The sequence below is a fragment of the Pseudomonas acericola (SeqCode) genome (assembly GCF_053456465.1).
Window position 1 is genome coordinate 330501 of sequence record NZ_JBRFJB010000001.1, and the last position, 19154, is coordinate 349654.

Below are 19154 nucleotides of genomic sequence, written 5' to 3' on the forward strand. Positions count from 1 at the left end.
TCGCCTGTCTGGTCGAACGCAAACCTGGGGCGGCGCGAACTATAGTGATTGCCGTGCACCCGTTGACTCTCTGAACACAACAATCAAAAAAATCAGGAGGTTTACCCCATGTCCAGCCAACCTGCCGAATTTGAACTGTCCATCAGCCGCGTGATCGATGCGCCCCGCAGCCGGGTATTCCGCGCCTGGACCGAGCCGGCCCTGTTGCAACAGTGGTGGGGCCCCCACGGCATGACCACCCCCGAGTGCGAAATGAACCTGTGGGTCGGTGGCTTGTTTCGCACCCTGATGCGTGCGCCGGACGGCAGTGAGTATCCGACCCAGGGCGTGTTCCTGGAGATCGTCGCGCCGCGCCGGCTGGTGTTTACCGATGCGTTCATGCCGGGGTGGATTCCTTCGGGCAAGCCGTTCATGACGGCTGAAGTGACTTTGCAGGAGGTCGAGGGCAACAAGACGCTCTATACCGCCCGGGCCATGCATTGGAGTGCTGAAGATAAGCAGGCCCATGAGGCGATGGGCTTTCATGATGGCTGGGGGCAGAGTCTGGATCGGTTGGTGACGTTGGTGACTCAAGGCATGAACGATTGACCAGACTGTAGGCAATCAAAACTGTGGGATTGTCTGGGTAAAATCATTCCAACATCTTGCCCAGCAACCAACTCCCCGCCGGCCCCGGCGGGTGATGCCGCGACCACAACGCATCCACCGCCACCGAGCGCGGCCAACTGCGGGCTTTCAGTTCCACCAGTTGGCCACCATCAAAGCGCTCCACCAGCCAACGCGGCAGCGGCGCCCAGCCAAATCCCAGTTGGGCCATTTCCATCAGCATCAGGTAACTCGGCGCCGACCACACCCGCCCGCTGGCGCGGGTTTCATTCGGATTGATAATGCTGGCCAGGCGCAGTTCGCGGTGTTGGCGCAAGGTGTCGGCGGGGATGTTTTTCTGCTTCGCCAGGGGGTGCTTGGGCGCGACATACAGCGCAATTTCCGTGCGCTCCTCCACGGGCGCGCCGGTCAGGTCGGGCGGGTACACCTCTTGTTTTTCGATAAACGCCACCTGCGCCCGGCCGCTTTGCACCAGGGCGATCAAGTCTTCGCATTCGGCGATCAGGCATTCCAGTTCAAGGTCCGGGTAACGTTGTTCAAACGCACTGAGGGCGACCTCGAAGCGGTCGGACTGGTAGGTGTCCGACATGGCAATCGTCAGTTTCGGCTCCAACCCCTGGGACAACTGGCTCGCTGCCAGCTCCAGGCGACTGCTGGCCTCCAGCACCTGCTCGGCCCGTTGCAGCAACACCTGCCCGGCGGCGGTCAGGGTGGGTTTGCGGCTGCTGCGGTCAAACAGCACCAGGTCCAGGTCAATCTCCAGGCTCGCCACGGCGGCACTGACGGTGGACTGGCTCTTGCCCAGCTTGCGCGCCGCCGCCGAAAACGAGCCTTGGGTGGCGGCCTGCACAAACGCCTGCAGCACTTCATTGGACGCCATGACTATCGCCTATCTCGATGGTTATTGGTTATGAAGTATCGGCTCAAGGGGTAATCATGGCAACAGACACCCCCACGGAGCCAGACCATGAACCCTACCAAATCGATTTCTGAACGTGTTGGCCAAGCCCTCGGTTTTGAAGGCCTGGCCCTGTTGATCTGCACGCCGTTGCTGGTGTGGATCACCGGCCGGCCGGCGCTGGAGATGGGCGCGGTGACGCTGGGCATCAGCTTGCTGGCGCTGACCTGGAACATCATTTTCAACAGCCTGTTTGACCGCCTCAAGGCGCGCCTGAAACTGGCCAACAACGCCTGGACGCGGGTGCTGCATGCGCTGATGTTCGAAGGCGGCCTGATCATCGTGTGCGTGCCACTGATTGCCGCGTGGCTGAACATCAGCCTGTTGGACGCGTTTATCCTCGACATCGGTGTACTGCTGTTCTTCCTGCCGTACACCTATGTCTACCACTGGGCCTATGACGTGCTGCGCGACAAGCTCCAGGCGGTCAAAGAAACATCCCGCCCGAAGCCTCAATGCGCTGACCGGTGATCCAGTTGCTGCCATCGGCCAGCAAGGTTGCAATGGCCCCGCCGATATCGTCCGGCAACCCGGCACGCCCCAGTGCCGTGTTGTTGGCGACCATGCTGTTGAGGGCCGCATTGTCACGCACCGCGCCGCCGCCGAAGTCGGTCTCGATGGCGCCGGGGGCGAGGATGTTCACGGTGATCCCACGCGCGCCCAGTTCCTTGGCCTGGTAGCGTGTCAGCACTTCCATCGCCCCCTTCATCGCCGCGTACGCCGCATAACCTGGCAGGCTGAACCGCGCCAGGCCGCTGGAAATATTGACGATGCGCCCGCCATCACGAATCAGCGGCAACAGCTTTTGCGTGAGGAAAAACGGGCCTTTGAATTGGATCGCCACCAGTTGGTCGAACTGCGCTTCGCTGGTCTCGGCAAAGCTGGCGTGGGCGCCGATGCCGGCGTTGTTGATCAGAAAGTTGAAGTGATCCTGTGCGAACACATCCTTGAGCACGCCGGCGACTTCGCCGACGAAATCATCGAAGGTAGCGCTCCGGCTCACATCCAGTTGCAGCATCGCGGCGCGGCCGCCCAGGGCCTGGATTTGCTCGACCACCGCCTGGGCTTCGGCCGCGGCGCTGTGGTAAGTGCCGATGATATCGACGCCCTGTGCCGCCAGGTGCAGCGCCGCGCTTTTGCCCAGGCCGCGGCTGGCGCCGGTGATCAATGCGATTTTGCGGGTCATGGTGTATCCCTCTCAGGTTGTCTGTGGGATTGAGTGTATTTGTCCGCCCGTAACGTGATAAACAGCGCTATACCGGAATCACTGGCCGGATAAGGCGAACAATCCCATGAACAAACTTGAGCTGCTGCGCACCTTTGTGCGCGTCACCGAACTGTCGAGTTTTACCGGCGCCGGCGAGAGCCTCGGCCTGCCACGCTCCACCGTGTCCGAGCACGTGCAAGCGCTGGAAGAACTGCTCGGCGCGCGCCTGTTGCAGCGCACCACACGCAAGGTGCAGGCGACCCAGGACGGGCGCGTGCTGTACGAGCGCAGCAAGGATCTGCTGGCGCACATGGAGGAGCTGGAAGGGCTGTTCCGTCAGGACGAGGCGCAGCTAAGCGGGCGCATCCGGGTGGACATGCCCAACGTAATGGCGCGGGAATTGATCCTGCCGCGCCTGCCGGAATTCATGGACGCACACCCGCTGATCGAGCTGGAAATCAGCAGCACCGACCGCCAGGTCGACCTGCTCGCCGAAGGTTTCGACTGTGTATTGCGGGTGGGCGCACAACCCGACCAGAGCGTGGTGGCGCGCCTGCTGTGCAGCCTGCCGATGATCAACTGCGCGAGCGCGGCCTACCTGCAACGTTACGGCGTGCCTACGACGTTGGCCGACCTTGCCCACCATCAACTGGTGCATTACGTACGGCCGTTGGGTTCACGCTCGGCGGGGTTTGAATACCAGCAAGGTAACAAGGTGCACCGCATCCCTATGGCCGGGCGGGTCACCGTCAATAGCACCGATGCGTACCGCGTGGCGTGCCTGGGTGGGTTTGGCATCACCCAGGTGCCGGCCCTGGGTATTCGCGAGTTGCTCGCCAGCGGCGAATTGGTGGCGTTCTTGCCCGACTACCCGGCGCCGCCGCTGGATGTGTCGCTGCTGTACGCCGGCCAACGGCATTTGCCGCTGCGGGTACGAGTGTTTATGGACTGGCTGGCCGCGCTGTTGCAAGGCGCACTTTAGCGGCGCGCCGACAACTGTTGCGGGGCGAGGAAGGCGTCGTGGAAGTAGTCGCGAAACGCCTGCATCGCCGGGGTGAACGCGCGCTCGCGGTGCCAGGCCAGGCCGACGCTCATGGGGGTGACGGGGTCGGTGACGGTCAGCGTTTCGATGCGTTTGCCCTCCAGCGACCAGGGCCGGTGCACCAGGTCCGACAGAATCGCCACGCCGCTGCCGTTGGCGACCATGCTGCGCACGGCTTCCACCGAACTGGTGCGCAGGCGTACCTGGGGCGTTTGCCCGGCCTGTTCCCAATAGCGCATGGCGCTGTGTTCGGCTTCATCGACGGTGAGCAGGATGTAGGGCTCCCGGGCGACATCCGCCAGGCTCACGGTGCCGCGTTCGCACAAGGGGTGATGGCTGGGCAGCCACAGGCGGCGCTCCGAGTTGAACAGGATCTCCGAGGTGATATCCGCGTGGGTCAGGTTGGCGGTGAGCACCACGGCCATGTCGAACTGGCCGTCCAGCAGGCCTTGCTCGATGGCCTGGCGTTCCTGCTCGAACACCTGGATGGTCACGTCCGGGTGCCAGTGTTCCATGCGTTGCAAGTGGTGGGGCAGGAAGTAACCGAGCACCGTGTAGCTGGCGGCTACTCGCAGTTCACCGCTGGCGCGGTAGTCGGGCAGCGGGCTGTTCAGCGCGTCGTCCACGCTGCGCTGGATCACATAGGCCCGGTTGAGAAAATGCCGCCCGGCGTCGGTCAGGCTCATGCCCTGGGCCGAGCGTACAAACAGTTGCACGCCGAGCATGGCTTCCAGTTCCTTGATCGCGGTGGTCACCGCCGACTGGGAGATGTTCAGGTGAATCGCCGCCTGGGAGATCTGGCCGATCTCGGCGGTGGCGACGAAGTAGCGGACTTGGCGCAAGGTCAGGGACATAGCGATATCTGTTTTTCAGAAGATGGCCCATCTGATAATAGATCTTCCCAAGGGGTCAAGCCGCAGCCTACTTTCTGCCATCACTTAGGCGGAGCGACCCCGATGCAAGCAGTGGATTTCAACTCGGACATGGGCGAAGGCTTCGGCCCCTGGACCATCGGCGATGGCGTTGACGCCGAACTGATGGCCTACATCAGCTCAGCCAATATCGCTACCGGCTTCCACGCCGGCGACCCCGGCACCATGCGCCGCACCGTCGAGCGCGCCAAGCAACTGGGCGTGGCCATCGGCGCGCACCCGGGCTTTCGCGACCTGGTGGGCTTTGGTCGTCGGCATATCAACGCACCGGCCCAGGAACTGGTGGACGACATCCTCTACCAGCTCGGCGCCCTGCGGGAAATCGCCCGTGCCCAAGGCATGACCCTGCAACACATCAAGCCCCACGGCGCGCTCTACATGCACCTGGCCCGCGACGAAGAAGCCGCGCGCCTGTTGGTGCAAAACCTGCAAATCATCGAACCGACGCTGTTGCTGTACTGCATGCCCAACTCGGTGATCTGGCGCGTGGCCAAGGAGCTGGGGCAGCCGGTGGTGCGGGAATTCTATGCGGATCGTGAGTACGATCTCAGCGGCTCGATTGTGTTTACCCGCACGGTGCGCGCGCTGGACCCTGCGACGGTCGCGGCGCGCGTCCTACGCGCTTGTCAGACCGGACTGGTGCGCACCGTCGAAGGTGAAGACCTGTTTATCGAATTTGATTCCATCTGCCTGCACAGCGACACCCCGGGTGCCCTGGAGTTGGTGGAAGCCACCCGCGACGCCCTGGACCAAGCGGGCATTACGGTTAAAACCGCAGAATAAGATCGCCCCGTTATTTTTTTTCGCCTGCCTTTCTACAATGATTCCAAGAGGAACAGACATGGCTGAAACGACCCCCATCCGCTACAGCTTCGGCGGTGATGAACACCTGTTTGCCGAGGTCAGCGACAGCATGTCCCTGGAGGCCTTTTTCAAAGGCATGGCGGTGACCCGCGCGGTGGAGCGCCTGGCGTTGGAAGGCGTGCTGGATGTGTGCCTGGCCAATGCCTCGTTCCAGATCCGCTTCGACCCCGACCGCATCGCGCCCCACGTGCTGCTCGACGCCGTGCAAAGCGCCGAAGCCCAGGCCGTGGCCGAGCGCACCTTGCACACGCGCATCATCGAAATCCCGGTGCTGTACAACGACCCCTGGACCCACGAGACCTTGATGCGCTTTCGCGACCGCCATCAAGATCCCAGCGGCACGGACCTGGAGTACGCCGCGCGCATCAATGGCCTGGCCGATGTGGACGCGTTTATCGCCGCCCACAGTGGCGCACCGTGGTTTGTGTCGATGGTGGGGTTTGTCGCGGGCTTGCCGTTCATGTTCCAGATGGTCGAGCGCGAGCGCCAATTGCAGGTGCCCAAGTACCTGCGCCCGCGCACCGACACGCCGAAATTGACCCTCGGCCATGGCGGCTGCTTCGGCTGCATCTACTCGGTGCGCGGCGCCGGCGGCTACCAGATGTTCGGCGTGACCCCGGCACCGATCTACGACCCGGCGCAGCAGTTGGCGTACCTCAAGGAGCACATGGTGTTCTTCCGCCCCGGCGATATCGTGCAGTTCACACCCATGGACCGTGACGCCTACGACCGGGCCGTCGCCGAGGTGGACGCAGGACGTTTCGACCTGCGCATCCGCCCCGTGGAATTTTCCCTCGACGCCTTTCTGGCCGACCCCATCGGCTACCCGAAAACCCTGCAGGAGGCGCTGGCATGATCAAGGTCCTCAAACCCGGCCTCGCCACCTCAGTGCAAGACCTTGGCCGCGAAGGTTATTACCACCTGGGCATCCCGCCCTCGGGCGCGTTGGACCAGTACGCGCTGAGCGCCGCCAACCACCTGGTGGGCAACCCGCCTGGCGCGGCCGGTCTGGAATGCACGTTGATCGGCCCGGAATTGGAATTCCAACAGGACGCTTTGGTGGCCCTCAGCGGCGCGCTGATGTCACCGCGCCTGGACGGCGAAGTGGTGCACCAGGACACCGCGTTCCAGGTGCGTGCCGGGCAGGTGCTGCGCTTTGAGTTTCCCAAGGCCGGCGCGCGCACCTACCTGGCGGTGGCCGGTGGCATTGATGTGCCGGTGGTGCTGGGCAGTCGCTCGACTTACACCCTCGGTGCGCTCGGTGGGTTTAACGGGCGACGCTTGCAGGAAGGCGATGTGTTGCCGGTCGGCGCGGCCAGTGGAGCGGGGCGTGCGGGCAACAGTTTGCCGATGGCCTTGCGCCGTTCGGTCGGCGGTGACGTGACCTTGCGCGTGGTGCCGGGGCTGTATTACGAGCGCTTGAGCGAGGCGGCCAAAGGCAGCTTTTTTGCCGAACCCTGGACCGTCGGTTCAGAAGCGGACCGCATCGGCTATCGCTTCAAGGGCGGCAGCGCGCTGAGCTTTCAGCCACGGGAGCAGCCGTTTGGCGCGGGCTCGGATCCGTCGAACATTGTTGACAGTTGCTACCCGATCGGCTCGATCCAGGTGCCGGCAGGGCTGGAGCCGATCGTGCTGCATCGGGATGCGGTGTCGGGCGGTGGCTACGCGATGATCGGCACGGTGATCAGCGCCGACCTGGACCTGATCGGGCAGATGCAGCCGAACCAGCGGGCGGGGTTTGTGGCAGTGAGCCTGGAAGAGGCGCTGGAGGCGCGGCGGGTCTACAAAAAACGGGTGAAGATCATGGCTGGACTCTTCAACAACTGAAGAAACACAAAACCAACAGTGGGAGCTGGCTTGCCTGCGATACCCATAGGTCTCCACACAACGACTGGACCTGACAAAACCCGACGCTCTGGTTCTGGCTCTGGCTTTTGATTTGGCTTTTGATCTGAGGCGCCCCGTCAACCACGCTGGCCGAACGCAGGCTTGAATCCGTGGGTAACCCGGCAGGACGCCGGGTTAGCCGTCCTGGGCCAAGGATGGCCCATGACGGCGGCCCACGGATTCAAGCCTTCGTTCGGGCACACCGAGCCTAGGCGAGGTGCCGAGTGGTGGGGCAAGAGCGTTTTGCTTACTTTTGCGCTCTTCAAAAGTGAGCCGCCGTAAGGGCGGAACCAATATCAGCCGCTACCCAAATAACGGATATGTACTCCGGTCAAAAAGCCCCAGCGCCTAACACATAGCTGTCGCAGGCAAGCCAGCTCCCACATTTTTGTCCTGTGTTGGGTCAGAACAGTTTGGTGAACAGCCAGTACAGGCTGCCCGACAGCAGGATCGCTGCTGGCAACGTCAGCACCCACGCCATCAGCAAGTTACGGATGGTCTTCATCTGCAACCCCCCGCCATTCGCCACCATGGTCCCCGCCACACCGGAGGACAACACATGGGTGGTGGACACCGGCAAGCCATACATATCAGCCGCGCCAATGGTCAGCATCGCCACGGTTTCCGCTGCGGCGCCCTGGGCGTAGGTCAGGTGGGTCTTGCCGATCTTCTCGCCTACGGTTACCACGATGCGCTTCCAACCGACCATGGTGCCCAGGCCGAGGGCGATGGCCACGGCGATCTTCACCCACAGTGGGATAAAGCGCGTGGAGTTGTCGATCTGTTGCTTGAACAGTTGCAGCTTGCCTTGGGTGTCGGCGTCGAAGTTGCCGACCTTGCCCTTGTCCATCAAGCGAATGGTTTCGCTGGTCAGGTACATGTCGTTACGCACATTGCCTACGGCTTCGGCGGGGACTTTGGCCAGGGAACCGTAGCCTTTGACTTCTTCACCGATCTGCCCGGCGAGCGCGGCGAGGGCCGGCACCAATTCCGGCGTGGCTTCCTTGGTGCGCACATAGGTCGAGAGGATCGGCCGTGGATCGCCCGCCAACACCTGCGGCGCGCTTTTCGCCAGGGCGACTTGGGTCACTTCGGCCACGGCAGCGAACTGCAATGACTGTTCGGCGGGCATGGTGCGGTTCAGCGCATAGGCCATCGGCAGCGTGCCCACCAGGATCAGCATGATCAGGCCCATGCCTTTTTGCCCATCGTTGGAGCCGTGGGCGAACGACACGCCGGTGCAGGTGGCGATCAGCATGCCGCGAATCCACCACGGCGGCGGGGTGTCGCCTTTCGGTGCCTTGTACAGCGAGCGGTTCTTCACAAAGGCGCGCAGGGCCAGCAACAGCAGCGCGGCAAAACCAAAGCCGATCAACGGCGACAGCAGCAGCGCGTAGCCAATCTTGATCGCCTGCGCCCAGTCCACCCCGCTGGTGCCGTCTCGCCCGTGCATCAAGGCATTGGCCACGCCGACGCCTATGATCGAACCGATCAGGGTGTGGGACGACGAGGCCGGCAAACCCAGCCACCAGGTGCCGAGGTTCCACAGGATCGCCGCGATCAGCAGGGCGAAGATCATCGCGAAACCGGCCGATGAACCGACCTGCAAAATCAGCTCCACTGGCAGCAGGGCAATGATGCCGAACGCCACCGCGCCGCTGGACAGCAGCACGCCGAGGAAGTTGAAAAAGCCCGACCACACCACCGCAAAATGCGGCGGCAGCGAGTTGGTGTAGATCACCGTCGCCACGGCGTTGGCGGTGTCGTGGAAACCGTTGACGAACTCGAAACCCAGGGCGATCAACAGCGCCACGCCGAGCAGCAGGAACGGCGTCCAAGTGGTGACCACCGTGCCCAGCTCGTGCATGTCATGCATCAGGCTGTAGGCGGTAAATAGCAGGCCCATGGCGAGCACGGCGAAGAAAATGATCACCGTGACCAGGTTGGGTTTCTTGTCCAACCGGGGCTTGGGGTCTGCGGGGGAGGCGTGGGGGGAGGCAGTCAGGGAAGGGGTGGCCATGCCGGAGCATCCAGTGTGGGAGGGATGTCGGTCATGATCGTTGCAGAATGTTACAGAGATGCTGCCATATGTCAGTGTTTAGGGGATTGAGGCGACCGCTGATCTGCCATGCCCTGCTGGATCTATGTCGGACTGGCTTATGTGGGAGCTGGCTTGCCTGCGATAGCCTCACCTCGAAATTACTGATAGACCGAGGTGTCTGCATCGCAGGCAAGCCAGCTCCCACAAAAAGCCAGCGCCCACAGCGGCCTGCTCCCACACTCAGTAGTCTTTGCGTTTGCGGAAAGCCCAGCGCCCGGCAATCAAGGTAAACGTCGCCACCAACGCCACCAGAATCCAGAACCCCTCCGGGTCCGTGGAAAGCGGCACACCGCCCACGTTCATGCCAAAAAAACCGGCAATGATATTGATCGGCAACGCCAGCACCGTCACCACCGTGAGGGTAAACAGCGTGCGGTTGCTTTGCTCGTTGAGGTTGGCGGCGATTTCTTCCTGCAACAGTTTGATGCGCTCGCCGAGGGCCATCAGGTCATTGATGATCAGCGCAAACTCCTCGGTGGATTTGCGCAGCTCCTTCACGTCTTCCTTTTGCAGCCACTGCGGCGGGCGGTTGAGCAGGCGCAGCAGCGAGCCCGGTTCCAGCGCGAGCAGGCGTTGCAGGCGTACTAGCACGCGGCGGGCGGCGCCCAGTTCGGCGCGGTTGGTGGACAGGCGTGAAGACAGCAACTGGTCTTCGATATGGTCGACGCTGATGCTGGTCTTGCGCACGATCTGGGTCAGCACTTCGCCCTGGTCGCGCAGCAAATGCACCAGCAATTCCAACGGCGATCGGAAGCGTTCACCGGCCTTCACCGACGAGCGCAGCTTGTCCACCGAGTGCAGCGGTTGCAGGCGCGCGCTGACCAGCAAGCGGCTGCGGGCGCAGACCCACAGGGTGGAAATATCCGAGGACACCATGCTGCTGAAGTTGAACACCACGTCGTTGACCACCGCCAGCAAGGCCGAGTCCACGTGTTCGATACGGGTGGAGCGCGAGCCTTCGTGCAAGGCCTCGAAGAATTCTTCGGGCAATTCCAGGTGGGTCTGCATCCAGCGCTCGCACGCGGCGTGGGCCAGGTTCAGGTGCAGCCACAAAAACTCTTCCGGGTCGGCCGGTTGCTGCAAGGCCCGCAGGGCGGTGGCCGAATCAATCTGCTCGCCTTTTTCGCCGGGGCGAAAACGGAAACCGTAAAGCAAGCCAAACAGATCGGGATCTTGGTGGCTGTGGTCAATGCTGTGGTTCATGGCGGCTCGCAGACAAAGCGCCTGTAGGACGTTTCACAGGTTCGCGTAGGCGAATCATTGCAAGTGGATTTGACAGTTTTGTGACAGTTTTCTAATTATTTCGCCGCTGTGACATTAATTTGACCATTTGTCAGGAAGCGTTCAAGAAGCGTCTGGCGCGGCCGATTCAAGCGGGTAGAACCGCTGTGGATGGGCGGTGCCTTTGATGACAGGGATGTTATGGCGTGCATGCACCAATTCCCTGTATCGAGGCTTTACCCCGATGAATGTTTTGCGAACCTCCTTGAGAGCACAAATCCTGTCGCTGCTCGGTGGCAGCCTGCTGGCGATGCTGTTGATCGCCCTGGCCTGTTTCAACTTCCTCTCCAACGGGGTGCAGAGTTATCGCAGTTTGATCGACGGGCCATTGCAGACCTCACAGCTGATCGACGAGGCCAACCTGCAATTCAAGGTGCAAGTGCAGGAATGGAAAAACGTCCTGCTGCGCGGCAAGCAGCCCCAGGATATGGAGAAATACTGGGGCCAGTTCCAGGACCGCCAGCGCGATGTGCAAGGCATCCTCACCCGGCTGGTCGCCCAGACCCGTGACGATGCCACCTTGAGCCGGCGGATCGAAGCCCTGCGCGAGGAACACCAGCAACTCGGCGTGGCCTACCAGAAAGGCCGCGACGCCTATGTGGCCGCTGGCCGTGATGCGACCGCTGGCGACGCTGCCGTCAAAGGCGTGGACCGCGCCGCCAGTGATCAGATGAGCGCGCTGGTCAGCGACTTGCGTGAACAAGGTGCGAAACAATCCCTGGCCATTAGTGCCTACGCCGATCGCACGGTGATCGTCGGCTTGGCGATCATGCTGCTGTCCGGTGTGTTGATCGGCCTGTTCAGCCTGTGGCTGATCAACCGCAACCTGATCCTGCCGATTCGCGGCTTGATCGACTACGTGACCCAACTGAGCCACGGCCGCTTTGCCGAGCGCGTGGCCAGCCGTCGCCAGGATGAGCTCGGGCACCTGGCCGCCGCCGCCAACACCTTGCGCGACTTCCTCGCCGAAACCTTCAGCCGCTTGCAGCGCAGCGCCACCGACCTGGTCAGCGCCAGCGGCGAGTTGAATTCGATCGCCGGGCAGATGAGCGCCGGCACCCACGAGCAGTTCAACCGCACCGACCAGGTGGCCACGGCCATGACCGAAATGTCGGCCACGGCCCAGGAAGTCGCGCGCCACGCCGCCAGCGCTTCACGCGCCGCCGATGAGGCGGATCACTCGGCCCGCGAAGGCGGTGAAGTGATGAAAATCACCATCGCTACCATCGGCCAGATGCGCAACGAAATCCTCAACACTGGCACCATCATCCGCCAGCTGGAAACCGACAGCGTGCGCATCGGCAAGGTGCTGGAAGTGATTCGTGCGATTGCCGAGCAGACCAACCTGCTGGCGTTGAACGCGGCGATTGAAGCGGCGCGTGCCGGCGAAGCGGGCCGTGGTTTTGCGGTGGTGGCCGATGAAGTGCGCTCGCTGGCGCAACGCACGGCGGCTTCGATCATCGAGATCAACCAGATTATCCACGCGGTGCAAACCGGCGCGGTGGATGCGGCCGAGGCGATTGTCAGCGGCCAGTCGTGCAGTGATGAGAGCGTGGAGAAGGTGACCCAGGCCGGCGCGATGCTGGCGCATATCACCGAGGCGGTGGAGGCGATTCGTGACATGAACCGGCAGATTGCGACGGCGGCCGAGGAACAGACGTCGGTGGCCGAGGATATTTCGCGCAACATTACGCAGATCACCACGGTGGCCACGGCGAATATGGATAACGTGCAGCGTACGGAAGCGGCGAGTCTGAACTTGCGGGGGTTGTCGGGGGAGTTGAATGAGGTGACGGCGCGGTTGGGTGCCTGACCCAATCTGAAAGGTGGAGGAATCAACTTGTGGCGAGGGAGCAAGCTCCCTCGCCACGGGTGCAGTCTGCGGTTTGATCAAGTATCCAGTTTGTTTTCCAGCACTTCGCTGGTCTTGGCGTCGAGCTTGATGTCCCACTTCTTGCCGCTGGTGTCGGTCAGGTCCACTTCGTAGACCAGGCGACCGGCTTCGTCGTCCAGCTCGGTGTCATTGATGGTGGCGCCAGGGTGTTTGGCCAGGGCGTCTTTGTTGAGTTGCTCGAAAGGCTTCACCGCGCCGGACTGCAACAGGCCTGGAATCTGGTCAGGGCGCACGTCGGCTTGGGCCAGGCCGGCAGTCAGGGTCAAGGCGGTGGCGGCGAACAAAGCGTTCAGGGTTTTCATCGTGTGTGTCCTTTTCGGGTGAGCTGTTTAAGTGGCCTCAGGTTAGCCAGCGCAACTTAATTCACCCTTAATTAATTCAAGCGGTTGCGCAGTTTGTTCAATCGGCGAGGCGCGCGGGATTTCATGCTGGGTCCTCATTTAAAGGGAGACTCGGATGAAACGGTTTGTCAGTTGGATCTACGCGCCGGCATTTCTGCTGGGCTTTGTCGGTTGGGCACTCTGCCAGCCGCAGTGGCTGCTGTTGATTTTTTCGACGGCGGTGGCGGTGTCGTTCCTGGCGGAGCGGTGGTTGCCCTACGAACCGCAGTGGAATCGCAGCCTGGGCGATCGTCGCCGCGACACCTTGCATGCGCTGGTCAACGAAACCCTTAACGCCCTGGGCCTGTTGATCCTGCCGGGGCTCACCGCGTTGCTGGCGTTCGACGGTATCTGGCCGCGTGGCTGGCCGTTGTGGCAGCAGCTGCTGATGGCCATCGTGCTGGCCGACGCGGGCATCACCTTGATGCACTACGCCAGCCATCGCATCGCGCCGTTGTGGCGTTTGCATGCGGTGCACCACAGCGTGCAGCGCCTCTATGGTTTCAACGGTTTGATGAAGCATCCCTTGCATCAAATGCTTGAAGCCTCGGCCGGCCTGTTGCCGCTGATCCTGCTGGGCATTCCCCTGGACGTGGCCCTGTTGCTGGCGCTGGCGATTGCCGTGCAATTGCTGTTGCAGCATTCCAATGTCGACATGCGCCTGGGGCCGTTGCGCTGGGTGTTCGCCTGGGCGCCGGTGCATCGCTTCCACCATATGAAATACGGCCGCGCCGGGGATGTGAATTTCGGCTTGTTTTTCAACCTGTGGGACTGGCTGTTGGGCACGGCGTTTTACCGCGATGACTACCGCATGGGTCCGGGGGATTTGGGCATTGGCAGCCGGCCGGATTTTCCAGTGGACTATGGTGCGCAATTGCGTGATCCGTTTATGCCGGTGCGTACCCGCAAGGAGCCGCCGTTGCCCGACGCGCTACGCTAGCAGTCGCACGTCCAACTGGCGCAACGACGCCGCCGCCGTGACGCCGAACAACTGCTTCATCGTTCGCGAGAAATGCGCCGAATCGGCAAACCCCGCGCCGTGTGCGGCTTGGGTCAGCGTGTTGCCGGCGAGGGCCAATTGCAGGGCGACACGCAGCCGTCGCCACAGCACCAGGCGGCGCACGGGCACGCCGAGGCGATGGCTGAACAGGCGCTCCAACTGACTGAGCGACAGGTGCGCCGCCTCGGCCAACGCCTGGGCCGATACCTTGCCACCCAGCTGCTGGTCCAGGGCGCTGAGGGCGCGCTCCAGGCGCGGGTCATCCAGGCTGCGCCGGGGCAGTTGGCGCAAGGCCTCCAGAGACAGGTCCGCGTGCAGCAAAGGGGCAATATCAAACACGGCAGGTTCGGCATACAACACCGTCACCTCACCCTGGGTTTCAAGAATGGCGTGGGTTTGTCGCGAGGGGATAAACAGGCGCTGGGCCGTGGTGATCTGGCCATCCAGGCTGACCGTGATCGGTGAGCCTGTGGAGCACATCAACTGATGCGCATAGTGCGCATGGGGCGCGGTGCGCCCCAGCTCGCCGAGGATCAGGCCGTAGTCAGGGCCCAACCACAAACGGCCCGACCATTCGGCCTTCACTCAGTACTTATAGTCGTTCAGCAGGTCTTGCACGCTGGACGACGGCCAGCGCTTGTAGAACTTCAACAGTTCGGCGGCGCGGTTGGTGAAGATGCCATCCACGCCGGCCTTCATCACTTTGTCGAAGTCCACCGGCTCATCGACGGTGTAGACATGTACCAGCAGGCCTTTGTCGTGGGTCAGCTTGTTCATCTCAGGCTTGACCAGGTCCGAATAGCTTTGATCGCTGTGAGCGGTCAGCTCTGCCGAAGGCCCGGTGCCGATAGCGCCCAGGCTCTTGGCTTCGTCGACCCACTTTTCGAACTCGGCGGCGTCTTTCGGCTCTTGCTTGGCGTAGTAGGCGGCCTTGGTGGTTTCGCCGGACTCGGCGAAGGTCTGCTTCGATTTTGGCTCGATGCTGCCTTCACCCACCCACAACAGCAGGATTTTCGGGGTATTCGGCATTTCTTTTTGCAGCTCGACCAGGCTGGATGTTTCGAAGGTTTGCAGCACCACGCGGCCCTTGCCCTGGCCGACGCCGGTATTGCTCTTGCCCAGCTTGGAACCGGCGGAGCTCAACCAGCCCTTATCCAGCAGCTTGTTTTTCAGGTCGGCTTCGATGCCCGGGAATTGCTTCGGCTCTTTGGTTTCGATGTACAGGCCGGGTTTGTGCTGCGGGTTGCCTTCGGCGATCTTGATGATGTCGTCCAGGCTCTGGATTTTCAGGCCGACAAAACCAGGGCGCGCACGGTCGGGGTAGGCGGCGTTGAACCAGCTGCCGGCGTCGAGGGTTTGCAGTTCTTTCCAGGTGAATTCGTTGGCCGGCGCGTCTTTGCGCTCGGGGAACTTGGTGGCCACGTCGGTGGTGCGTTGCAGGTTGTTGTCGTGCAGGGCGAACAGCACGCCGTCCTTGCTGCGCTGCAAGTCCATTTCCAGGTAGTCGGCACCCAGGTCGCGGGCGACCTTGTAAGCAGCCGCAGTGGATTCGGGAGCGTCGTAGGATGCGCCACGGTGGGCGATAACCGCGGGGTACGGAATGCCTTCGTTGGTTGCCAATTCAGCCGGGCTGATCGGGTCGGCAGCCTGTGCCTGGCCAAGGCCCAGCATCAGTGCGAGCAGCAGGGCGCTCTTGGTAAACGTGACAGGCATATGCGAAGTCCTTTCGAGGAGGTAGCTTTTAGAAGGCCTCCTTTTTAACAATTGATTGCGAATGGCGCTATCACCAAACCGACATTAACGTGCGCGGGCGCCAATTTTCTCGGTTTTTTTGTGGAGCATTGCAGTAATCTTGCGCGAAGCTGCCCCATTAGAGGGCTGCAATTTCTGCCACGCGTGTAAACCATCTTTCCAGTCCCAGTGGGACTTTTCAGTGAGGTTTACCATGCGCATCACTTCCGAGCTTATCTGCCAGGCCGCTGACCAACTCCACGGTTTTGTTGGCCTGAACCGCAAGACCGGGCAATACATCGTGCGTTTCAGCGAAGACTCCTTCGGCATGGACGTGGCCGATGACGGCATCATCCCCACCGCCGAGTTTGTCTGGCTGCCGGCCACGGACGACACCATGACCTTGTCGCGCGAGCGTATCCAGTTGCTGCTGGACCAGAATATCGACGACCGCATCAACATCAGCGAGCCGCTGCGGGTGTATATGCGCCGGGTGGAAATTCCGCAGATCAGTGCGTTGCGTAGCCTAGTGAGTTAAGTCACAACACATTTCCGATGTTATAGAGAACCCAATGTGGGAGCTGGCTTGCCTGCGATGACAGTGTTGAATTCACTACCGCCATCGCAGGCAAGCCAGCTCCCACAGGGTCCGCATTTCAGTTTTGGAATGTGTAGGCCCGCTCGACCTTGCATACCCGTGTCTGGAACGCTGAATACCAGCTTGCCCGCCCTTGTTCGCGCATGGCGCTATGCTCGGCGTTCTGCTTCCACGCCAGGATCGCCGCCTCACTTTCCCAATACGACACGGTAATCCCCAGCCCATCCTCCCGTGCCGATTCCACCCCGAGAAACCCTGGCTGCTCACGCGCCAGTTCCAGCATGTGTGTGGCGGCTTCGCCGTAGCCGTTGTCACCCTCGGTGCGCAGCGAGCTGAAGATCACCGCGTAGTAGGGCGGGGCAGGCGTGTTGGCGATCATTCCGACACCGCCTGGCAAGCCTTGAGCAACGCCACGGCGAGTGGCGGGGTGATGCCTTTGAGCGCGGCGCGTTCAGGTTGGAACAGGGTGGCGACGAAGAACGGGTGGTCGAGTAGCTCCACGGCACGCAGATCGCCCGTTGCGTCATGGCCACTGGGGATCAGGTTGCCTTCGAGCAGGGCATCGAGAAATGCAGGATTTACCCCGTAACGGCAATGGTAACCCTCGTGCAGATCCAACAAGCCGTACGCCTCGGCGATACGGGTGTAGGGCACCAAACGCACGCTGTCGGTCGCTTCCACCAACGCGCAGCTCAACGGCGCGATCACGGCGCGCTTGGCATCGGGCGCCAACTCGCCATGCTCGGCATCCGCCCAACCCAATACGTTGCGCGCATATTCCAGCAGCGCGTGTTGAAAACCGGCACAGGTGCCGAGGAAAGGTCTCCGCTGCTCGCGGGCAAAACGGATCGCCCGCAGTGCGCCGTCGATGTCACGGTAAGGGCTGGCGGGCACGCACCAGAAACCGTCGAAGCCGTGCAGTGACGGGCGCGTATCGGTATCGAGCCAATGCAGGTGAACCGTCAGGCCCAGTGAGTCGGCGGCCTGTTGCAACGCCACGGGAATAGCCTGGTGTGCCGTAACTTCAGGGTTGTAGTCGCCGATCAGGGCGAGGTTCAACGTCGTGCTTTGCATCATGTGCTTCCCATGGCTTGTGGTGTCCTGGAGCGCACTATAGATTGGCGTTCGCGCAATCAATATTGGCGTTTACCCATATGTTCAATGCACTGACGCACTATCAAATCGAACACGCGGACTTGTCGCTGATCCTCGCGCTGGTGCGCGGTGGCACCCTGGCGCGAGCGGCGGCGTTATTGCGTGTGGATGTGTCCACGGTGTTCCGCGCCGTGCGGCGCCTGGAGGCGGCGCTGGGCCAGACTCTGTTTGAAAAAAGCCGCACGGGCTACCTGCCCAACAGCCTGGCCCGGGACCTGGCGCAGCAGGCCGAGCGCGCCGAACAAGCCCTGGAAGCTGCGCGCATTGGGGTGGAGCAGGGCGGTGAAGTGATCAGCGGCACCGTGCGCCTGACCTGTACCGACTCGGTGTTGCAAGGTTTGTTGCTGCCGGCGCTGGCGCAGTTCATGCCGGATTACCCGGCGCTGACCCTGGAGCTGAGTACCTCGAATGACTTCGCCAACCTCAGCCGCCGCGATGCGGATATTGCCCTACGCCTGACCAAGACACCGCCGGAGCACCTTGTAGGACGCTGCCTCGGTGAAGTCGCCTATCAGGTCTGCGCCAGCCCGGGGTATGCCCGCCTGCATGCGGGGCGTGAGCTGGCCGAATTGGCGTGGATCGCGCCGGACGACTTCCTGCCGGATCACCCGACGGTCGCCTGGCGGCGCGAGCACTTGCCGGGTGTACGCCTCAGTTACCGCTGCAACAGCATGTTATCGGTCACCGAACTGGTGCGTGCTGGGTTGGGCGTGGCGGCGTTGCCGGATTTCTTGTTGGATGGCGGGTTGCAACCGTTGGGACCGGCGTTGGCCGGGCATGACACGGCGCTGTGGCTGCTCACCCGCCCCGATTGCCGGGCGTTGCGCTCGGTGGTGACGTTGTTTGATGAGTTGGGCAGGGCTGTAAGCACAACACGGATCTAATGTGGGAGCTGGCTTGTGTGGGAGCTGGCTTGCCTGCGATAGCGGACTGTCAGGTGGCTGATTCAGTAGCTGATACACCGCTATCGCGGGCAAGCCCGCTCCCACAGGGGTTCATCAGTGGTCTTGAGGCTTTCGTACGAACTGCTCGTGCATTTCACACGTCAGTGTTTCGATGCGCTCGGTCAGTTGCTTGGTCATTTCCGTCAGCCGGGTGTTTTGCTCCAGCAATTCCAGCAACTGCTTGGTGGTCTGTGCAGCCTGCGCCTGGCGTTCGGTGTTGGCCACGGCCAAGGCTTCGCGGTGCTGCGCGTCGGCGTCGGACTGGGCCTTGTCGCGCGCGGCCTGGCGCGTCTGGGCCAGCAGGATCAACGGCGCGGCGTAGGCGGATTGCAGGCTGAAGGCCAGGTTGAGCAGGATAAACGGGTACACGTCAAAGTGCGTGACGCCGGTCATGTTCAGCACTACCCACAACACCACGATGGCGGTCTGTGCGCCAAGGAAGGTCGGCGTGCCAAAGAAGCGCGCGAAGGCTTCGGCCTTGAGGGCAAAGGTATCGTTGCCAAAGGTCGGCGCCAGGTGGGCGTGGGGGCGGTGAAAACGCAGGTGATCGACTTCGGGTTTATCTGGGGTCATG

General features: G+C 62.1%; 21 protein-coding genes. 10 read left to right on the plus strand and 11 right to left on the minus strand.

Features of this window, described 5'->3' with window-relative positions; genetic code table 11:
- The first annotated feature begins 108 nt into the window (after positions 1–108).
- On the plus strand, positions 109–588 hold the full coding sequence (locus ACU688_RS01530) for an SRPBCC family protein (RefSeq protein ID WP_448183414.1): 480 nt from the start codon (positions 109–111) through the stop codon (positions 586–588).
- 43 nt (positions 589–631) lie between these two features.
- Here ACU688_RS01530 and ACU688_RS01535 read toward each other — a convergent pair whose 3' ends face one another.
- On the minus strand, positions 632–1486 hold the full coding sequence (locus ACU688_RS01535) for a LysR family transcriptional regulator (RefSeq protein ID WP_448183415.1): 855 nt from the start codon (positions 1484–1486) through the stop codon (positions 632–634).
- 87 nt (positions 1487–1573) lie between these two features.
- Here ACU688_RS01535 and ACU688_RS01540 point away from each other — a divergent pair, with 87 nt between their 5' ends.
- Positions 1574–2035 (plus strand): multidrug/biocide efflux PACE transporter, encoded by a 462-nt coding sequence (locus ACU688_RS01540; protein WP_448183416.1) that lies wholly within the window; start codon positions 1574–1576, stop codon positions 2033–2035.
- On the opposite strand, the gene ACU688_RS01545 is transcribed toward ACU688_RS01540, so the two are convergent.
- Positions 1992–2750: an SDR family NAD(P)-dependent oxidoreductase gene (locus ACU688_RS01545; protein ID WP_448183417.1), complete on the minus strand. Its 759-nt coding sequence runs from the start codon at positions 2748–2750 to the stop codon at positions 1992–1994. The two genes, ACU688_RS01540 and ACU688_RS01545, sit on opposite strands and share 44 nt — an antisense overlap.
- Positions 2751–2856: 106 nt before the next feature.
- On the opposite strand from ACU688_RS01545, the gene ACU688_RS01550 reads away from it, so the two are divergent.
- Entirely contained in the window at positions 2857–3753 is an 897-nt protein-coding gene (locus tag ACU688_RS01550) for a LysR family transcriptional regulator (protein ID WP_017738801.1), read from the plus strand.
- Here the strand turns inward: ACU688_RS01550 and ACU688_RS01555 are convergent.
- Positions 3750–4667 carry a LysR family transcriptional regulator gene (locus ACU688_RS01555; RefSeq protein WP_017738802.1) on the minus strand — a complete coding sequence of 306 codons (918 nt, stop codon included), beginning with the start codon at positions 4665–4667 and terminating at the stop codon, positions 3750–3752. The genes ACU688_RS01550 and ACU688_RS01555 overlap by 4 nt on opposite strands.
- Positions 4668–4769: 102 nt before the next feature.
- Between ACU688_RS01555 and ACU688_RS01560 the strand changes: the two genes are divergently transcribed.
- The 3 genes from ACU688_RS01560 to ACU688_RS01570 are packed head-to-tail and all read left to right on the plus strand — an operon-like array spanning position 4770 to position 7436.
- Positions 4770–5528: a 5-oxoprolinase subunit PxpA gene (locus ACU688_RS01560; protein ID WP_448183418.1), complete on the plus strand. Its 759-nt coding sequence runs from the start codon at positions 4770–4772 to the stop codon at positions 5526–5528.
- Between the two features lie 58 nt (positions 5529–5586).
- Positions 5587–6465: a 5-oxoprolinase subunit B family protein gene (locus ACU688_RS01565; RefSeq protein ID WP_448183419.1), complete on the plus strand. Its 879-nt coding sequence runs from the start codon at positions 5587–5589 to the stop codon at positions 6463–6465.
- Entirely contained in the window at positions 6462–7436 is a 975-nt protein-coding gene (locus tag ACU688_RS01570; protein WP_448183420.1) for a 5-oxoprolinase subunit C family protein, read from the plus strand. The genes ACU688_RS01565 and ACU688_RS01570 overlap by 4 nt, the downstream gene beginning before the upstream one ends.
- A gap of 463 nt (positions 7437–7899) precedes the next feature.
- On the opposite strand, the gene ACU688_RS01575 is transcribed toward ACU688_RS01570, so the two are convergent.
- Together ACU688_RS01575 and ACU688_RS01580 are read right to left on the minus strand one after the other, a co-directional pair.
- Positions 7900–9516, minus strand: coding sequence for an inorganic phosphate transporter (locus ACU688_RS01575; protein WP_448183421.1), 1617 nt, complete (start codon positions 9514–9516; stop codon positions 7900–7902).
- Positions 9517–9777: 261 nt separating this feature from the next.
- Positions 9778–10800, minus strand: coding sequence for a transporter (locus ACU688_RS01580; RefSeq protein ID WP_017737099.1), 1023 nt, complete (start codon positions 10798–10800; stop codon positions 9778–9780).
- A gap of 262 nt (positions 10801–11062) precedes the next feature.
- On the opposite strand from ACU688_RS01580, the gene ACU688_RS01585 reads away from it, so the two are divergent.
- Positions 11063–12691, plus strand: a complete 1629-nt coding sequence (locus tag ACU688_RS01585) for a methyl-accepting chemotaxis protein (RefSeq protein ID WP_448183422.1) — start codon at positions 11063–11065, stop codon at positions 12689–12691.
- A 77-nt stretch (positions 12692–12768) separates the two neighbouring features.
- Here the strand turns inward: ACU688_RS01585 and ACU688_RS01590 are convergent, their stop codons facing one another.
- Positions 12769–13074, minus strand: a complete 306-nt coding sequence (locus ACU688_RS01590; protein ID WP_448183423.1) for a PepSY domain-containing protein — start codon at positions 13072–13074, stop codon at positions 12769–12771.
- A 154-nt stretch (positions 13075–13228) separates the two neighbouring features.
- Here ACU688_RS01590 and ACU688_RS01595 point away from each other — a divergent pair, with 154 nt between their 5' ends.
- A complete protein-coding gene (locus tag ACU688_RS01595) occupies positions 13229–14092 on the plus strand; it encodes a sterol desaturase family protein (protein ID WP_448183424.1) in 864 nt (287 codons plus the stop codon).
- Here the strand turns inward: ACU688_RS01595 and ACU688_RS01600 are convergent.
- Positions 14084–14737, minus strand: a complete 654-nt coding sequence (locus tag ACU688_RS01600) for a helix-turn-helix domain-containing protein (RefSeq protein ID WP_448183425.1) — start codon at positions 14735–14737, stop codon at positions 14084–14086. The two genes, ACU688_RS01595 and ACU688_RS01600, sit on opposite strands and share 9 nt — an antisense overlap.
- A complete protein-coding gene (locus ACU688_RS01605) occupies positions 14738–15865 on the minus strand; it encodes a glycerophosphodiester phosphodiesterase family protein (protein ID WP_448183426.1) in 1128 nt (375 codons plus the stop codon).
- 232 nt (positions 15866–16097) lie between these two features.
- On the opposite strand from ACU688_RS01605, the gene ACU688_RS01610 reads away from it, so the two are divergent.
- A complete protein-coding gene (locus ACU688_RS01610) occupies positions 16098–16421 on the plus strand; it encodes a DUF2025 family protein (RefSeq protein ID WP_124524831.1) in 324 nt (107 codons plus the stop codon).
- Between the two features lie 118 nt (positions 16422–16539).
- On the opposite strand, the gene ACU688_RS01615 is transcribed toward ACU688_RS01610, so the two are convergent.
- On the minus strand, positions 16540–16860 hold the full coding sequence (locus ACU688_RS01615; protein ID WP_448183427.1) for an antibiotic biosynthesis monooxygenase family protein: 321 nt from the start codon (positions 16858–16860) through the stop codon (positions 16540–16542).
- Positions 16857–17555, minus strand: a complete 699-nt coding sequence (locus tag ACU688_RS01620) for a CTP synthase C-terminal region-related (seleno)protein (protein ID WP_448184015.1) — start codon at positions 17553–17555, stop codon at positions 16857–16859. Before ACU688_RS01620 ends, ACU688_RS01615 begins: the two co-directional genes overlap by 4 nt.
- An 80-nt stretch (positions 17556–17635) precedes the next feature.
- On the opposite strand from ACU688_RS01620, the gene ACU688_RS01625 reads away from it, so the two are divergent.
- Positions 17636–18520 (plus strand): LysR family transcriptional regulator, encoded by an 885-nt coding sequence (locus ACU688_RS01625; RefSeq protein ID WP_448183428.1) that lies wholly within the window; start codon positions 17636–17638, stop codon positions 18518–18520.
- Positions 18521–18634: 114 nt separating this feature from the next.
- Here the strand turns inward: ACU688_RS01625 and ACU688_RS01630 are convergent, their stop codons facing one another.
- A complete protein-coding gene (locus ACU688_RS01630) occupies positions 18635–19153 on the minus strand; it encodes a DUF1003 domain-containing protein (protein WP_124524826.1) in 519 nt (172 codons plus the stop codon).
- Between the last annotated feature and the right edge of the window lies 1 nt (position 19154).

Coding starts and splice junctions, on each gene's coding strand:
- ACU688_RS01550 (WP_017738801.1), top strand. CDS start 2,857: ATGAACAAACTTGAGCTGCTGCGCACCTTTGTGCGCGTCACCGAACTG.
- ACU688_RS01605 (WP_448183426.1), bottom strand. CDS start 15,865: ATGCCTGTCACGTTTACCAAGAGCGCCCTGCTGCTCGCACTGATGCTG.
- ACU688_RS01585 (WP_448183422.1), top strand. CDS start 11,063: ATGAATGTTTTGCGAACCTCCTTGAGAGCACAAATCCTGTCGCTGCTC.
- ACU688_RS01540 (WP_448183416.1), top strand. CDS start 1,574: ATGAACCCTACCAAATCGATTTCTGAACGTGTTGGCCAAGCCCTCGGT.
- ACU688_RS01625 (WP_448183428.1), top strand. CDS start 17,636: ATGTTCAATGCACTGACGCACTATCAAATCGAACACGCGGACTTGTCG.
- ACU688_RS01570 (WP_448183420.1), top strand. CDS start 6,462: ATGATCAAGGTCCTCAAACCCGGCCTCGCCACCTCAGTGCAAGACCTT.
- ACU688_RS01565 (WP_448183419.1), top strand. CDS start 5,587: ATGGCTGAAACGACCCCCATCCGCTACAGCTTCGGCGGTGATGAACAC.
- ACU688_RS01590 (WP_448183423.1), bottom strand. CDS start 13,074: ATGAAAACCCTGAACGCTTTGTTCGCCGCCACCGCCTTGACCCTGACT.
- ACU688_RS01610 (WP_124524831.1), top strand. CDS start 16,098: ATGCGCATCACTTCCGAGCTTATCTGCCAGGCCGCTGACCAACTCCAC.
- ACU688_RS01535 (WP_448183415.1), bottom strand. CDS start 1,486: ATGGCGTCCAATGAAGTGCTGCAGGCGTTTGTGCAGGCCGCCACCCAA.
- ACU688_RS01615 (WP_448183427.1), bottom strand. CDS start 16,860: ATGATCGCCAACACGCCTGCCCCGCCCTACTACGCGGTGATCTTCAGC.
- ACU688_RS01545 (WP_448183417.1), bottom strand. CDS start 2,750: ATGACCCGCAAAATCGCATTGATCACCGGCGCCAGCCGCGGCCTGGGC.
- ACU688_RS01580 (WP_017737099.1), bottom strand. CDS start 10,800: ATGAACCACAGCATTGACCACAGCCACCAAGATCCCGATCTGTTTGGC.
- ACU688_RS01530 (WP_448183414.1), top strand. CDS start 109: ATGTCCAGCCAACCTGCCGAATTTGAACTGTCCATCAGCCGCGTGATC.
- ACU688_RS01595 (WP_448183424.1), top strand. CDS start 13,229: ATGAAACGGTTTGTCAGTTGGATCTACGCGCCGGCATTTCTGCTGGGC.
- ACU688_RS01555 (WP_017738802.1), bottom strand. CDS start 4,667: ATGTCCCTGACCTTGCGCCAAGTCCGCTACTTCGTCGCCACCGCCGAG.
- ACU688_RS01560 (WP_448183418.1), top strand. CDS start 4,770: ATGCAAGCAGTGGATTTCAACTCGGACATGGGCGAAGGCTTCGGCCCC.
- ACU688_RS01620 (WP_448184015.1), bottom strand. CDS start 17,555: ATGCAAAGCACGACGTTGAACCTCGCCCTGATCGGCGACTACAACCCT.
- ACU688_RS01630 (WP_124524826.1), bottom strand. CDS start 19,153: ATGACCCCAGATAAACCCGAAGTCGATCACCTGCGTTTTCACCGCCCC.
- ACU688_RS01575 (WP_448183421.1), bottom strand. CDS start 9,516: ATGGCCACCCCTTCCCTGACTGCCTCCCCCCACGCCTCCCCCGCAGAC.